This is a genomic window from Herbivorax alkaliphila, from assembly GCF_030848475.1.
Lineage (GTDB): Bacteria > Bacillota > Clostridia > Acetivibrionales > Acetivibrionaceae > Herbivorax.
In genome coordinates this window covers 90,656-106,352 of record NZ_JAVDDS010000009.1, presented here as the reverse complement: position 1 = coordinate 106,352, position 15,697 = coordinate 90,656, and the positions used below count along the sequence as shown (strand labels likewise).

Sequence of the window (15,697 nt, the reverse complement as noted above, 5' to 3'; positions counted from 1 at the left end):
GGATTAATAGCACTTTTTCTGTTTATTTTATTGGGAATTGGAATGTTTATGTTTGTCAAACATTATAGAAATAATTTAAATGAAAAAAGCAAGAAAAAAGTAAAAAAAATAATTATAATAACAGCTATTGTTTTTACTATCATTTTAACAGCACTTTCAATTAGATCGGTTTTAAGATATCAATATATTGAAAGCCAACCAGCTGATATGATTGTCTCTACTCAAAAATCTGGAATGATTATGATAGATAACTATGAATATCATAAGGTGAATACTACATATGGAACCAAAAAAAGCATAACTGAATCGGAATTTAATGAATTAATGAGTCTATATGGTCAAAGTGAAGATTATGAAAAGACCAAACAAAAGATTATAAGTACAAATGATAGATATAATGAAAGAAATATAACAAAAGTGTTTCCTTTTAAGGATCATATTTATTATATTTTTGTTGATGAGGATAGAGAAGTATATAGATTTAAATATAATATAAAAACAAATGAAACGGAAGAATTTTTTTACAACTATGTAGATAAAGGCATTAAATATTTAGAAGGGAATGTAATTATTAATGAGTACCCCGATTTATACAAAAGTATAGAAGAAATACTTAGTAATGAATCTCAGTACTCAAGTACTAGATATGTGGATAATAGAATAATCTTTGGAATTTTAGACAACAGTCCTAAAAAAACAGATTTTATATGCTTATATGAGTTTATACCAGAGACTAAAGAAACTAAATTGTTGGTTAAGTTTGAAAGAACAAATGTAAGAGATATTGCATTTATAAAGGCAGATGAAAATAATTAAAAATAAATTTTTGATAGGGAAGGTTTGATATTTATGAAAAGAAATTTTAAAGCACTGTTTTCAATTTTTGTTGTGATGATTATACTAACGTCATCACTACCTGTAATGACTGCTTCAGATTCACAAAATAAATCAAATGAAAAAGTTGATTTGGCATTTGTTATTGATACAACTGGTTCAATGAATTCACACATAAATAATGTAAAAAACAACATATCAGATTTTGCAACCTATTTAGAAGATCAAGGAATAGATTTGCGTATAAGCATTATAGAGTATCGTGATATTAAAGTGGATGGTGTTGATTCAACTAAGGTGCATAAATTAGATGGTTCAACATGGCACTATTCAACAAAAGACATGATTAATACACTTGATAAATTAAGTGTTGATGGTGGAGGAGATATTCCAGAAACAGTTATAGATGGTCTGGGTTATCTTGATACAAGGATAATGTCCTATGATGGCAGTGAGAGACTTGGTATGTCTAAGTATGTAAAGCTATACATGGAAAGTCCACAAAATGTAGAGGTTTTTATTGAAGATGAAGATGGAAATGTTGTTGCTTCAATAAAAAATGTTGAAGATACAATTAGTTTTGAAGATGAACAATATACGTTTTCCTATGTTGCAAATAAGGGGTTTGAAGATGAAGAATTTAGATTTCACTCTACAGCATCTGATTTTGAAGAAGGATTAAATGCTATTGTTTACATGCCTAAGAGTGGTTATAAAGTAGTGTTTGAATATCATGGGGATGAAGATTACAATTTGGAACAGAAATATCTACATTAGACGAGGATGGAGAAACAACAGCAACAGCTACATATTTTAAGTATGATACAGATGAAAATGGCCATGTTATCACTTTAGATATGACTGAAAGTGAAGCAACAGTTGATAATATTGGCTCATTAAGTGATGAAGAAGCTGATGAAACAGCTAAATATAATGTTGAGTGGGAAATTGATAAAAGAATAGATTTAACTAAAATTGGAGAAACAGAAATAATAAATATTATTGGTGAAGAGGCATCAAAAGTATCATGGCATACATCAAATAAAGAAATTGCAACTGTATCAGATAAAGGAGTAGTTACTGCAAAAAATTATGGTAGGGCAATTGTTTCTGCTACTGATGGAAATAGAACTTTAGTTTGTGTAGTAACAATATCTAAAGAAGCAGAATCTATTCATATTGATGATGTAATAATGCAGCCAAGAGAAAGGATAGTTATTAAACCAAAGTTTGATTCAGATAGTGTGATAGAAGAAAAGATTACTTATGAATATGATAAAGATTTAGGAATAATAGAAATAAATGAGCATGGTGTGATAATAGCTTTGTCTAAAGGGACTATTGAGGTTACAGGTAAAACTTCAAATGGAGTTGAAACTAAATTTAATGTCACTGTTGCAGACAGGGGAATAATATCTGTAGATTCAGTATTAATAACTGAAAGTGACGTTAAAATGCCTACAGGAGAAAATACAACAATTACAGCTGTTTTAAATCCTGATAATGCTGACAACCAAGACCTTTTATGGCATGTGGAGGATTCATCAATTGTATCAATAGAACCAGATGGATTAAAGTGTAATATTAAAGCACTTGAAGAAGGAGAAACAATTATAACTGTTGTAACTAATGATGGTGGATTTACAGATACAGTTAAAATTTCTGTAAGTGATTCATATAAAAGAATTACAGGAAGTGGAAGATTAATCTCTAATAATACTAATCTTGAAAATCTTTCTATTGAAGGAGCAACTATTTCACCTGAATTTAAACCAGATACATTGGTTTATGACACTTTAGTAGATAATAATACAACCAGTATAAAAGTTAAAGTTGCAACTGAAGATGATTCAGCCAGAGTAAGAATTCAAGGAGCAGATAATCTTGCAGTAGGTATCAACATTGTAAATATTATAGTGACCGCGGAAGCAGGAAATAAAAAAGAATATACAATACTTGTAGAAAGAGAAGAAGAAAAAGATATAGAGGATGAAATTATTGTGAAACCAGAAGATGAAATACCAGGAGCTTTTTCAGACATAAAAGGTCATTGGGCAGAAGAACAGATAGAAGCATTACATAATTTGGGTATAATCTCAGGTTTTTCTGATGGCACTGTAAAGCCTGATAGACAACTTACAAGAGCAGAGTTGACAGTGCTTTTAGTAAAAACTTTAGGGCTTCCTGTTGTAGAAGAAATATCAGAATTTGCAGATGAAGACGAGATTCCTGACTGGGCATATGGGTATGTGGTTACGGCTAAAATGAATGGAATAGTACATGGATATGAAGATAAAACATTTAAGCCTCATAGAAACTGTAATCGTCAGGAAATGGTGACAATGCTAATGAATGCTTTTGATTTAGGAGAGTCAAGTGAGCCATTGACATTTAAAGATAATGATGAAATCCATAACTATGCAAAAGGTTTTATTTCTAAATCAAATGAACTGGGACTGGTGCAAGGTTATCCTGACAATACTTTCAGACCACTTAATAATATTACTCTTGCAGAAGCAGCAGCTATAATTTTTAAACATATTGAACATTAGTTATTAAGTTTAGAAGTATAAGATGAGGTGTATGAAATGACATATAAATTAACCGATAAAGACATGGAAAGATTAGAGAGAATAATGGAAAAATTCAATTTGAAGAACAAATATTTAGACAAGGGAATAGAAAAAGGAATGGAAAAAGGGAAAATGGAATCTATTCTTGAATTATTAGAAGAAATATCAGATGTTCCACAAGAATTAGAGCAAACTATACGAAAGCAAAAAGATATGGAAAAGTTAAGAAAATGGCACAAGCTAGCAGCTAAGGTTTCTAGCATCGATGAATTTATCTCAAAGATTAATGATGAAAAGTAGATTTTGATAAAATTAATATTTATAAGATTTAAACTACCAAATAAAAGGTAGTTTTTTTATTTATATAAATAATGATTTAATTATTAAAGCTTTATAAATCCATTGTGATTTTTTACACTTAATTTTACCTGTCCTTTACAAAATATATATTATAAAATACAATAAAATATAGATTCTGCTAGCTATGCTATTCAAGCAAGAATTGAAATAATGGATAATCATAATTAAGAAGGTATGAAATAAATGATAAAAGAAATTAGATTTATTAACTGAAAAAGCTATTAGTGATTCAATACTTTAAAATAGATCCAGTAACTGTATTAATAGAGACAAATGCCAGAGGGAAATCAAATATCGTTGATGCTTTATAATTTTTAAGCAATGTAGCAAATGGCAAATATCTTGTGCACTAGAAGGTGAGGGTATAGGAGTAAAAAGAGATTAAGGGAGGTAGATTAAAGTGAGTAAAAAAATAAGGTGGGGAATTTTAGGTTGTGGTAACATTGCACATCTTTTTGTACAGGGACTTAAAACTTTAGAAAATGCAGAAATACATGCTGTAGCATCTAAAACTCCTAAAAAGGCAGAGGCGTTTTCCTCTAAATACAACATACCAAACTACTATTGCGACTACATTGAACTTGTAAAAAATCCTAAGGTTGATGTTGTATATATAGCAACAACACATAACTTTCACTTTGAAAATTCTATGTTATGTCTAAATCATGGAAAACATGTTTTGTGCGAAAAACCATTTACTATAAACTCAACTCAGGCTCAAAAACTTATAAAAACAGCTAGAGAAAAAGAGCTTTTTATTATGGAAGCAATGTGGACTAAATTTTTTCCATGCATAATAGAGTTAAATACATTACTTAATAAAGGAATAATAGGAGATATAAGATATCTTCGGGCTGATTTTGGAATTAGAAAGGAGCCAGACTTTGATGGAAGAATGCAAAATCCTAGTTTAGGTGGTGGAGCATTACTTGATTTAGGCATTTATCCTGTGTCATTTGCAAATATGATTTTTAAAACAACTCCTTTGGTTATAAAAAGCAGTTGTTATTTTGGAAAGACTGGTGTAGATGAACACTCATCATACTATTTTGAATATGATGATGGTCAAATGGCTCATCTTTTTTCATCTTTTATATCACAAACACCCCATGAAGCATTAATATCAGGCACAAAAGGATATATTAGAATCTTAGATTTCTTTCATCCATCAAAAATGAGTATAAAATTAAATGACTGTGAAGAAAAAATAATTGAAAAGCCATATAAATCAACTGGATATAATTATGAAGCAAATGAGGTTATGAATTGTATAATGGATGGTAAGTTAGAAAGTGATTTAATGCCACATAAAGAGACATTAAAGATTATGAAGCTTTTAGATGAAATCAGAAATCAATGGGGATTAAAATATCCTGAAGATTGAAGATTTAAATAAAAGCTAAAGTTAAATTTATAAAAAATTGGAGGAATAGGTTATGAGTAAATTTATTATTATAATAACGGTTATGTTTTTTTTAGCAGGCTGCACAGTAACAGAAAAAGAAAATGAAAAGCAAGACTTAAATAAAGGAAATGTAGATATTTCTGAAGAAATAAACGATGAAGAATTAGAGGATGAAGCAGTTGACGAAAATCAAGTAGAAAACGATGAAGAATTAAAGGATGAAGCAGTTGACGAAACTCAAGCAGAAAACAATAAAGAATTAGAGGATGAAGCAGGTGACGAAACTCAAGTAGAAAACAATGAAGAATTAGAGGATGAAACAGTTGATGAAACTCAAATAAAAAACGATGAAGACTTAGAGAGTGAGGAGATTAAAAAGTTAGAATTAATAGACTTAAGAGAAATTTATCATATAGAAAAGGATAAAGTTTTATACACTGTTAAGGACATTCAACAATCCATGAAAAAGTCGTGGGATGACATTACAGGAGGAGAACCTTTAATAATAGCAGGTAAGGAAATAAATCCAGAAAGGTTTGGGTTCCTTTCTGGAATAAAGATGTCACCATGTGAAACTAAGATTTTTTTTGGAATAACTCACTATATAATAGCAATGCATGATACCCTGACAGGAGTAATAGATATTAATACAGACGAAATAACCTTTATTGACAATGAGGTGAAACCTGGAACAATAACAAGAAAAGGAATATTCTGGTGTCCTGATGAAAAACATGTTTTATATACATTGGGGAGTTCAGCGGGCTCAATAGCTTTTTATATTGATAATATAGAATGTTTTACAAATAAGCTGAGAATTGGGGATACAACGATACTTAAAGAGGATTTAGAAGAAGAACAATATGGAATAGGTGAGCGTGAAAATTGGGGAAGATTTGAAAAGTTTGAGTGGATTGATAATCAAACTATTAAATTTTATATGTATTATAGAGATAAGGATCAATATGTTACAAAGATAATTGATATAAAGGAATCCACTTCTGATGAATTGTTTTATCTTGACAAGTGAACTCGTTTAGATAAAGAATCATAGCTATTTCTAAATTAACAGATGAATTTATCTTTAGAATTAATGATGAACAGTAGAGTTTGATAAAATTAATATTTAATAAAATTTAAACTACCAAACCAAAGGTAGTTTTTTTATAACTAAAAAATTTAAATAAAAAAGTATTGACAATTTCGCCTTACAGATGTAAGCTATAATTAAGATTACATCTGTAAGGCGAAATTTTAATTATAGTGGAAAGGAGAAATAATATGGCTAAACTACCACAAATAACAGATTCAGAGTGGATTATAATGAAAGTGCTATGGGAAAAATCCCCACTTGTGAATAAAGAAATAGTAAAAAATGTAAGCAAAAAAAGCACATGGAATAAAAAAACCATAGAAACGCTATTGCGACGTTTAGTTGAAAAAGGAGCTGTTGGATTTAATCAAGTTAATGGGAAAATCAGAGAGTACTTTCCTCTGATTGGCAAAGAAGAGTGTATAAAAGAAGAAAGTGAATCTTTTTTGAAAAAAGTTTATGATGGTTCAGTAAGTATGCTTATGGCAGGCTTTATAAAGAATAAAAACGTATCAAAGGAAGAATTACAAAAGCTTAAAGAATTAATTAATTTTGATGAAGAAGAATGAGAGGTAACTTATGCATAAATACAGTATATTTATAGAAAATGCTTTATTGAATGTTTTTTCTCAAATTTTGCTTGTTTCATTAATTTCTATAGCAGTTATAATTTTGATATTTTTAGTTAAAACATTATTTAAAAACAAGCTTTCAGTAAAATATCATTATTATATTTGGTTTATACTTATGGTAAGGCTTATAGTGCCGTTCACACCTAATATATCACAAGATAATATACCCATTTTCTCAGAAAAGTATGAGAGCATTACAATTCATGAAAATAAATACGAAGAAAACTCTCAAGATTTAACTAAACAAGAGTCTAATACCATAGAGTCTAATACCTCATATATTAATTCCTCAATAAGTGAAGAGACAACTCTAGAAAATGTATTTTCACACTCAGAAAGAAATGAAGATTTAGCACATATTAATTCTTTGGATAATAATATTGAATTTAAGTCAAATAACAGTAATACTGCTTTGGTGAGAGGTATTTTTGAAATTTGTAGTAAAATTTGGGTTTTGGGAATATTGCTTCTCATTATTTACATAATGGTAATCAATATAATATTAAAGAGTAAAATTAATAAAACTAGAGTATTAAAAAAGGATACAGAATTGCAGGTTATTTTAGATGAATGCAAAAAACTGCTGAATATAAATAGAAAAATTCCTGTTATTATTCAAGGACACATAAAGACTCCTGCAATTTATGGGGTTTTTGCCCCTAAGCTACTAATACATTTTGATGCAGTAAAAATACTTAGTACAGATGAAATGAGACATGTTATTTTACACGAATTGTGTCATTACAAAGGTAGAGATGTTTTGATGTCAATGTTTCAGCTAATATTGAATATAGTACATTGGTTTAACCCTTTTATTTGGTATGCATTTAAAAAAATCAATGAAGATAGAGAACCTGTATGTGATCAAATGGTATTATCATATTTAAAGTCAAAAGAACGAAAAAGTTATGCTAAAACACTTTTGAAAATACTAAGATATTTTTCAGAAAATTATTGGGTATACAACACAACAAATATGAGCATGGGAAGATTAAGCAGTATGGAGTGGAGATTAAAACTGATAAATACAATGAAAAAAGGCTCATTTAAAACAGGGAATTTTGTTTTAATATTAGTTATTTTACTCGGTGTAGCATCTGGTATTGTTATAAACAGAAATTTGGATTTTCATATTATTAGAGCCAATACATCTAATTTAACTAATGCAAGCCAATTAGAAAGAGGTGCCATACTAGATAGAAATGGTTATGTTTTAGCAATTGATGTTGAGGCATATAAAATAGCTTTAAATCCAATGGAAATAGAAGAATCAAATCAAAACCTGACTGAAATATCTAAAAATCTTAGTAATATATTAAACATATCCCAAGATTATATAATGACCCAGGTAAAAAAACTTTCAAGATATGTAGTTATTAAGAGAGAAGTTGATTTAAAAATAGGAGATGAAATAAAAGAATGGATTAAAGATGAAAACATTAAAGGTGTTATGGTTGAAGAAGCAAATCATAGATTTTACCCAAATGATAACCTTGCAGCTCATGTGATTGGTTTTGCCGGTCATGGACATCAGGGGCTTGAAGGTGTAGAATTGGTGTTTGATAAGTATTTATCAGAAGTATCGGATTATACGGTTGATAAAGAAAATAACACTAATTTGGAAAATAAATTTAATGTACTGCTTACTATAGACAGCCATATTCAACATATTGCATCTAGATTTTTAGATAAGGCCATAAAAGACAGTAGGGCTTTAAATGGAACGGCTGCCATTATAATGGATCCTAAAAATGGAGAGATACTTGCCATGGCATCAAAACCAGATTTTGATTTAAATGATCCTTGGGCTTGCCCACCTGGAAAAGATCCCTTAACATGGAATGGATATACCATGGAAGATGTTTGCGATCTTTATGAAACAGTTTGGAGGAACAAATGCACTGCAGATTATTTTATTCCAGGTTCAACTTTTAGTGCTATAACAACAGCTGGGGCTCTTGAAGAAGGTATATTAACACCTAAAACAGCTATTACTAATCAATCAATTATTGTACAAGATTACAAAATAGAATGTTCCAAATCTGATTTTCATAAAGTAGAATCTTTTCATGAGGCATTCAATAATTCATGTAATCCAGCATTTGCAAAGATAGCACTTGAGCTTGGGATTGACAGTTTTTATGAATACGTGAGAGCATTTGGCTTTTATGATAAAACCGGTATAGACCTACTAGAAGAAGCAAGTGTATTAATTCATCATGAGCCCTCTCAATTTGATTTAGCCAGAGCTTCATTTGGTCAAGGATTTGCTATTAGACCTATTCAACTTATTAATGCCTATAGTGCAATTGCAAACGATGGAAAGATGATGAGACCTCAAATTGTAAAAAAATGATAGATGATGAAACTGAAAGAGAAAAAATAATTCAGTCTGAAAAAGTAAGGACTGTGATATCTAAAGAAACAGCAAATACCTTAAAGGTTATGTTAAGAGAGTGGGTAGAGAATGCAGATAATGACGGACTTTTTAATGATTATAAAATGGCTGGTATTTCTGGTAGCAGTATGAAAAGAAATGAAGATATAGTTGCATCTTTTGCTGGTTTTGCACCTTATGATAATCCTGAAATTGTATGTTTAGTAATAATTGACGAACCAGCAATAGATATAAACTCAAGTGAGTATTTAGCATTACAAGTTGCACAAGACATAATAAGTGAAGTTTTAGATTATCTAAACAAACCTAAAAGTTAAGATTAGAATCATACAAAGGAGATGGGGGTTTTATTTTTTAAAAACTTATATTTTATGTTGTGTTTTTTCAAAGAAAAAGGTAGTATTTAAATAAGAACAGGAAAATTATATCGAATTTTTTGAAAGGGAAATGTATTCAATGAGGATTTTATGTATTGATTTTGAAACGGCTAATAGGTTTGTAGGGAGTATATGTGCTGTTGGAATAGCAATTATTGAAAATGGAGAAATACTTGATTCAAAAGAGTGGCTTATTAAACCACATCCGGATTATAATTATTTTCATCCTATAAATACAAGAATTCATGGAATAAGAAAAGAGGATGTTATAAATGCACCAGAGTTTAATGAAGTGTATAGTATTATACAGGCATATTTTAAAGATTCTATTTTAGCTGCACATAATGCTGCCTTTGATATGTCATGTCTTCGACATGTTCTAGATTTGTATGACTTGCCTTGTCCTGAAATTCAATATTTTTGCACGTATAAGGCAGCATCAAAGACATGGGACAGATTAGAAAATCATAAGCTTAATACCGTATGCGGTCATATAGGTTTTAATTTTAAACACCATAATGCCAAGGAAGATGCAATAGCATGTGGGAAAGTATTATTGGCTTCATTAGCTGAAAATAGAGTGGATAATCCAGCCTTACTTGCTGATACAATAGGTATGAGGGTAGGGAAGCTTTACCCAGGAGGATATGAAGCTTGTAGCATTGCGGCTAAAAAAACCAATATAGGTAAAAAAGTTTAATTTAATTAAGAGGAACTCCACCTTATAAAAGGTGGAGTTTTAGATTAAGATAAATTGTTTGCTTGAGTATCAGTATTTTTTAGTTTTTGAAATGAAAAAATGCGTACTAAGCAAAAAGTATGATTTAAAAAAAAATTGAAAATGATAAAATAATGTTATATAATAATACTAAAGCTTGCTTTTCTAATGTTATTACTTCTAAAAAAAGGAGAATACAAATGAATTCTAATACTCTGAAACTCTCTTCTGATATGCAAAACCTTAAAAACGATATATTATTAATTGCTGATGAAATAGTTGAAATGCAATGCAATTTGCAACCTTCAAATGAAAATGTTGGGAATCAATATTCTATAGAAGATACAAAATACAATATTGAATATCTCTTCTCAGCAGTATTGATGGGAAGTAAATTAATTATTTCAGAATATATCAAATGGCTTTATATATTATTAAAAAACACTAAAGTTCCAGATGAAACTATTGAAATCTTTTACCAGTCAACAAAAGAAGTTTTATATAAAAGAGTCATTTCAAAAAAAATTAGTTTAAATACATTTGATATAATAGCTGAATATATTGATGCAGGTATTAAATCTCTTAAATATGACATAAAAGAACCAGAGACGTTTATATATACTGATAATCCATATTTTGAGCAATTGAATAGTTATACAAAATATATTTTATCTGCTGATAAGAATTCAGCTGTAAATGTTATAAAAGATATGCTAAGTAAAAATGTAAGCATTAAAGACTTTTACAAATATATATTTCAGCCATTTCAACTAGAGCTTGGGAGACTGTGGCATTTAAATAAAATAACTGTGGCAAAAGAACATTATTCAACAGCGACAACTCAGTTTATTATGTCTTTGTTATATGAAAAAATTTTTAAAACAAAAAAAAATGGAAATGTTTTTGTTGGAACATGTATAAATGGAGAACTCCATGAACTAGGTATAAGAATGGTATGTGATTATATAGAAAGCAACCAATGGGATACTCATTATTTAGGAGCAAATATGCCAGATGAATCAATAGTTCAATTTGCTAAAGATAAGTTGCCAGATGTAATTGCTATATCCTGCACAATGCCTTTTAATATTATAAAAATTGAAGAACTCATTATAAAAATACGAAATGCAGGTTTAAATTCATATATTATGGTTGGTGGATATCCTTTTAATGTAGATTTTGAACTATGGAAAAAAGTTGGTGCAGATGGATACTCAAAAAATTTTGAAGAAGCTTACCAAAAAGTTCAATCGCTAGATCTAAAGAGGTGATTAAAATTAATTCAAATAATAGTAAAAGCTTTGTTGCTATGTGTGACTATAATCTTAAACTAATAGAATTAATAGATAAAAAAAATATGGATATTGATATAAAAAAAGATGAATCTATTTTAAAAATAGTTTACGAGGATAGTTTAGTTAGATTTTTTGACTTTGCTAATGAGCTTAGAAATGTTAAAAGTATTTTTGGTCAGGAAGTTTCAATTAAAGAATGTTCAGGCATAATTATAAACTTAAATCTTGCAGGCATTGCTCTAGAAGGTAAACTTATTATTGTTGCTTTTTCAAACTATTTTGAGCTTTATGAAGATTTAATAAAAATTAATAGTGAGCAAACAAATTTGATAAGAGATAAGATGAAAAAATTTAATCCATTTACGAATGATTATGACCTTTTAGGTAATCTAAATAATGAGCTGATTAATACAAAAAGGGAATTGCAAAAGAAAAACTTAGAAGTTACAGAACTTTTGGATAAAAAAAATGACTTAAACAAAAATCTAGAAGAATTAGTTAGAACAAAAAATATGATACTTTCTATAATATCCCACGACATTAGAAGTCCTTTAGCAAGTATTATTCAAATTTTACAGCTTATAAATGAAACCGAAGATGGGGGGGAGCTTTTAAAAGAAGGGATATTTAAAAATTTAACCAGTATATCTCAAAACACTTTATCTCTTTTAGACGATTTAGTAGAGTGGTCAAAATGTCAAAATGGAACTTTTAGAATTATATCACAAAATTTTTATTTAGATGATATAGTTGAGGAGACAGTAGAATTATTGAGAGGTATTGCAAAAGGCAAGAATATTAATTTATATGTTGATTATGAAGCTATACCATCAGTTTGTGCAGACAAAAGGCTTATATCAATAATTCTTAGAAACCTTATTACTAATGCAATAAAATTTACCCATGAAGGTGGAAAAGTAATTGTAAAATCATCAATTTATGAAGAAAAGGCAATTATATCTGTTATAGATAATGGAGTTGGTATTAGTGAAGAAGCAATTCAAAGCTTATTTAACTTAAAAAAAAGCACTACAAATCAAGGCACAAATGGAGAAAAAGGTTCGGGTTTTGGTTTATTGATGTGCAAGACATTTGCCAAAAAAAATAATGGGGATATTTATGTAAAAAGTCAGCTTAATAAAGGCACAGAATTTAGCTTTACAGTACCTCTTGGTAAATCAGTTTAATTTATTAGTTTCTATTAAAGTAAGTCTAAAATAAACAGCCAACAAAAAAACAATATAAGGATTGATTAAAATAAGCTTCATTAAAAGAACTTATAAACATATAAAAATGAATCCCCAATTAGACAAAATAAAAATTTTGTCTAATTGGGGAGAGGAAAAAACAAAAACCATCTAAAATCTTTTAATTAGAAGTTTTTGTTTTCTTTTTATAAAACCAATAAACAAATAATAAAATTATTAATAATCCGAATGCTATATAATTAAATAGATTTTGAAAATCCGAATTGCTTCTAGTACTGATAGATTTTGAATGTGTATCATAATATTCTGTTGAATCAGCTGTTATGCTAGTACTTGTTTTTATTATTTCGTTTGTATCTAAATCATATGAATAATAAACAAAATTGCTGTTATCAATCCATTTAGATTTAGTACTTTTAATATTTAAAGGAACTTTTAAATTATTTTTGCTATAAAATATGTATGAATTTAATTCATCTGGGGTTGAATAATTGTATGTGTCAAATAAAAGGTTATCACCTTCAGGTGAAAAATTAAAGTTTTTACCATTAGATATACCATCAAACTTATTTAAAGAGTTTGATTTATAATTATAACAGTAAATCACATCAAATCCACTATAGAAAATAAACATATGATTGTGTATTAACTCAGTTTTCCATATTGGATGCTCTGTAGAAACTAGTTTATTTTTAGTACCATCAGAAAGATCATATTCATATACTTTATGATTATTATGAAACAAAATTTTATCATTTGAGGTGCAAAATCCTATAAGATTTCCATTCTCAATTATTTTTCTTATTGATTGTTTTTGCTGTCCATTCATATAATGATATATAGTATTTTCTGATTGAAGCACAGCTGAAGTATCATCTTTAGACAAATAAAATCTTTCAAAATCAGAAATAGGAATAACTTTTGTAGAAAAAGTTTTGTTTTCTGAATTGAAATATTTAATAACATTTGTATCTTTTTTTAAATTTCTGTATTGAAGAGAATCATTGCATGACCATATAAATTGATAATCATTATAATCTCCATTGGCTATTAAGTAGCCAACACCATTAGAGACTGATATAAGATATATATCATCACTGACAAATCCAGGTATATTATTGTCACCATACATAATAACATATTTACCGTTGGGACTTATACTACTTAACTTCATTGAATCTAAATCTGCAAGCTTATAAATAGAATCATCTTTATCTAGAATTAATGTATCAGAACTATCATCTGTTATTTTTATAATACCATTTTTATAAATATACATATTTTTCGCATCAAAATTTTCTGTATCAGTAGATGGCAGGTTGTAAGAATTATAGGTAGTTTTAAACTCAGTAAATTTATCAGGAATTATAATTAATTCTTGAAATTTGTTACGATTCTTTTCAATTCGTTCTTGTTGGTTTATAATTTCAGAATAAGTTCTATTTAGTTTAGAATTTGTATAAGATATTTTTTGGTTGTCATTATATTTTAATGAATAGTCCTTAAGATTTTTGATAACTTCATCAAAAGTTTTATCTTCAAAATCGGTCATCGCATCTTCAAATTTTGATATTTGTTGTATATTCATTTTTTCCACTTCATTTAATTTTGTGTAATCAAAGAACACGTCTGGTTTGTACCAGCTCTGGGTGGAAAAAAAATCATCCCACTTTTGCTCTGTGAAGATATAGCCATTTCTTGCAAATATTTCGTTTCGAATTAATTCGCATACAGCCAGTCGTTCTTTAATTTCTTCTAATACCATTTCCTCATTAGAATGATTAAATAAATAATCATCATATTCTTCAAGCATTGTGCCAATGTAAAACAGTTTTTTATCCCACATATACCCATTACATTCTCTTTGATATGGGACATAAAAATCACTTTTTAATTCATAGAATTCTGGTACAGGTACGTGTTCTACATTGAGTTCAAAATTAGGGTCAATGTTTTCAAATTGCCACTCAATTCCCTTTCCATTATAGTAATAGTTTTTAGGCTGTGCATCTATTTCTAAAAATGAAACATCTTTCTGAAATTTTACATTTACATCTATTTTATTTACACGACCTTTCCATAAAGAGCCTGTTTTTAATGTATAATCAACTCCACCTTGGCTTTTTAAGTTATATCTTATAACAATTGACTGTCTTTCATTTTGCTCAAATGGCATATTCCAAGCATAATAAGAAGAATGATAATATTCTTTTATTCCTGACAAAATCTTTCCTTCTTTAAGATTAAGCTCAACTTCAAAAGGTATTAAATCAGGATAAGATAAAGCTTCAAAATCCTTTAGAGCTTCCTTGTTGCTTGATGTGTTTGGAAATCCAATTTCAAGATTTGTGGCCTTTCCTGTATTGTGAAAGCTAAAAATAGCTTCTATTTTATGAACATTATAATTATCATCTTTTGAGGTATCATAGTTAATATTTATAGATTTACTTTCAAGTCGTATATCGGTATTATTAATAGGATATAAAGTATTGCCCTTCATTATATCAGGAGATGAATTGGTATAACAAGTTTGAGTTGGAAACAAAATAAAAAACACCAAAATTAAAATAATAAACTTTTCAAATTTAAACACATAAATCTCCCCTAAAACCAGCAAAAAATACATTAATCACATAATGTACATTACAAAATAAAATTTAATAATTAATAAAACTACCTTCATTACCTACCGTAATTTTATCATCTATTTTTTAAAAATTCAAGGTTTATATGATATATAAATAAATGTAAAGAAGGATATTTCATATTTTCATTTACATAAAAAAAATATAAAGGGTGTATCC

At 28.4% G+C, this 15,697-nt stretch carries 13 protein-coding genes; 12 read left to right on the top strand and 1 reads right to left on the bottom strand.

Annotation, left to right across the window (positions count from 1 at the left end; all coding sequences use genetic code 11):
- The 12 genes from RBH29_RS05195 to RBH29_RS05140 form a co-directional block, all read left to right on the top strand.
- The coding region (locus RBH29_RS05195; protein ID WP_306695707.1) for a hypothetical protein at positions 1-816 on the top strand (816 nt) is incomplete at its 5' end.
- A 33-nt stretch (positions 817-849) separates the two neighbouring features.
- On the top strand, positions 850-1,611 hold the full coding sequence (locus RBH29_RS05190; RefSeq protein WP_306695706.1) for a vWA domain-containing protein: 762 nt from the start codon (positions 850-852) through the stop codon (positions 1,609-1,611).
- An 80-nt stretch (positions 1,612-1,691) separates the two neighbouring features.
- Entirely contained in the window at positions 1,692-3,386 is a 1,695-nt protein-coding gene (locus tag RBH29_RS05185; RefSeq protein WP_306695705.1) for an S-layer homology domain-containing protein, read from the top strand.
- Positions 3,387-3,422: 36 nt separating this feature from the next.
- Entirely contained in the window at positions 3,423-3,707 is a 285-nt protein-coding gene (locus RBH29_RS05180) for a hypothetical protein (protein WP_306695704.1), read from the top strand.
- 460 nt (positions 3,708-4,167) lie between these two features.
- The gene (locus tag RBH29_RS05175; RefSeq protein WP_306695703.1) at positions 4,168-5,151 is read left to right on the top strand and encodes a Gfo/Idh/MocA family protein; all 984 of its coding nucleotides are present in this window, start codon (positions 4,168-4,170) and stop codon (positions 5,149-5,151) included.
- A 52-nt stretch (positions 5,152-5,203) separates the two neighbouring features.
- Positions 5,204-6,202, top strand: a complete 999-nt coding sequence (locus RBH29_RS05170; RefSeq protein WP_306695702.1) for a hypothetical protein — start codon at positions 5,204-5,206, stop codon at positions 6,200-6,202.
- A gap of 251 nt (positions 6,203-6,453) precedes the next feature.
- Positions 6,454-6,834, top strand: a complete 381-nt coding sequence (locus RBH29_RS05165; RefSeq protein WP_306695700.1) for a BlaI/MecI/CopY family transcriptional regulator — start codon at positions 6,454-6,456, stop codon at positions 6,832-6,834.
- Between the two features lie 10 nt (positions 6,835-6,844).
- Positions 6,845-9,253, top strand: a complete 2,409-nt coding sequence (locus RBH29_RS05160) for a M56 family metallopeptidase (RefSeq protein ID WP_306695699.1) — start codon at positions 6,845-6,847, stop codon at positions 9,251-9,253.
- Complete coding sequence (locus RBH29_RS05155; protein ID WP_306695697.1) at positions 9,250-9,612, top strand: penicillin-binding transpeptidase domain-containing protein; 363 nt, start codon at positions 9,250-9,252, stop codon at positions 9,610-9,612. Before RBH29_RS05160 ends, RBH29_RS05155 begins: the two co-directional genes overlap by 4 nt.
- Before the next feature lie 139 nt (positions 9,613-9,751).
- Positions 9,752-10,372 (top strand): 3'-5' exonuclease, encoded by a 621-nt coding sequence (locus RBH29_RS05150; RefSeq protein ID WP_306695695.1) that lies wholly within the window; start codon positions 9,752-9,754, stop codon positions 10,370-10,372.
- A 218-nt stretch (positions 10,373-10,590) separates the two neighbouring features.
- On the top strand, positions 10,591-11,661 hold the full coding sequence (locus tag RBH29_RS05145) for a cobalamin B12-binding domain-containing protein (RefSeq protein ID WP_306695694.1): 1,071 nt from the start codon (positions 10,591-10,593) through the stop codon (positions 11,659-11,661).
- Positions 11,658-12,872 carry a sensor histidine kinase gene (locus tag RBH29_RS05140; protein ID WP_306695693.1) on the top strand — a complete coding sequence of 405 codons (1,215 nt, stop codon included), beginning with the start codon at positions 11,658-11,660 and terminating at the stop codon, positions 12,870-12,872. Before RBH29_RS05145 ends, RBH29_RS05140 begins: the two co-directional genes overlap by 4 nt.
- 181 nt (positions 12,873-13,053) lie before the next feature.
- Here RBH29_RS05140 and RBH29_RS05135 read toward each other — a convergent pair whose 3' ends face one another.
- Positions 13,054-15,486 (bottom strand): YARHG domain-containing protein, encoded by a 2,433-nt coding sequence (locus RBH29_RS05135; RefSeq protein ID WP_306695692.1) that lies wholly within the window; start codon positions 15,484-15,486, stop codon positions 13,054-13,056.
- Positions 15,487-15,697: the final 211 nt, after the last annotated feature.

Coding starts and splice junctions, on each gene's coding strand:
- RBH29_RS05150 (WP_306695695.1), top strand. CDS start 9,752: ATGAGGATTTTATGTATTGATTTTGAAACGGCTAATAGGTTTGTAGGG.
- RBH29_RS05145 (WP_306695694.1), top strand. CDS start 10,591: ATGAATTCTAATACTCTGAAACTCTCTTCTGATATGCAAAACCTTAAA.
- RBH29_RS05170 (WP_306695702.1), top strand. CDS start 5,204: ATGAGTAAATTTATTATTATAATAACGGTTATGTTTTTTTTAGCAGGC.
- RBH29_RS05190 (WP_306695706.1), top strand. CDS start 850: ATGAAAAGAAATTTTAAAGCACTGTTTTCAATTTTTGTTGTGATGATT.
- RBH29_RS05185 (WP_306695705.1), top strand. CDS start 1,692: ATGACTGAAAGTGAAGCAACAGTTGATAATATTGGCTCATTAAGTGAT.
- RBH29_RS05165 (WP_306695700.1), top strand. CDS start 6,454: ATGGCTAAACTACCACAAATAACAGATTCAGAGTGGATTATAATGAAA.
- RBH29_RS05155 (WP_306695697.1), top strand. CDS start 9,250: ATGATAGATGATGAAACTGAAAGAGAAAAAATAATTCAGTCTGAAAAA.
- RBH29_RS05180 (WP_306695704.1), top strand. CDS start 3,423: ATGACATATAAATTAACCGATAAAGACATGGAAAGATTAGAGAGAATA.
- RBH29_RS05160 (WP_306695699.1), top strand. CDS start 6,845: ATGCATAAATACAGTATATTTATAGAAAATGCTTTATTGAATGTTTTT.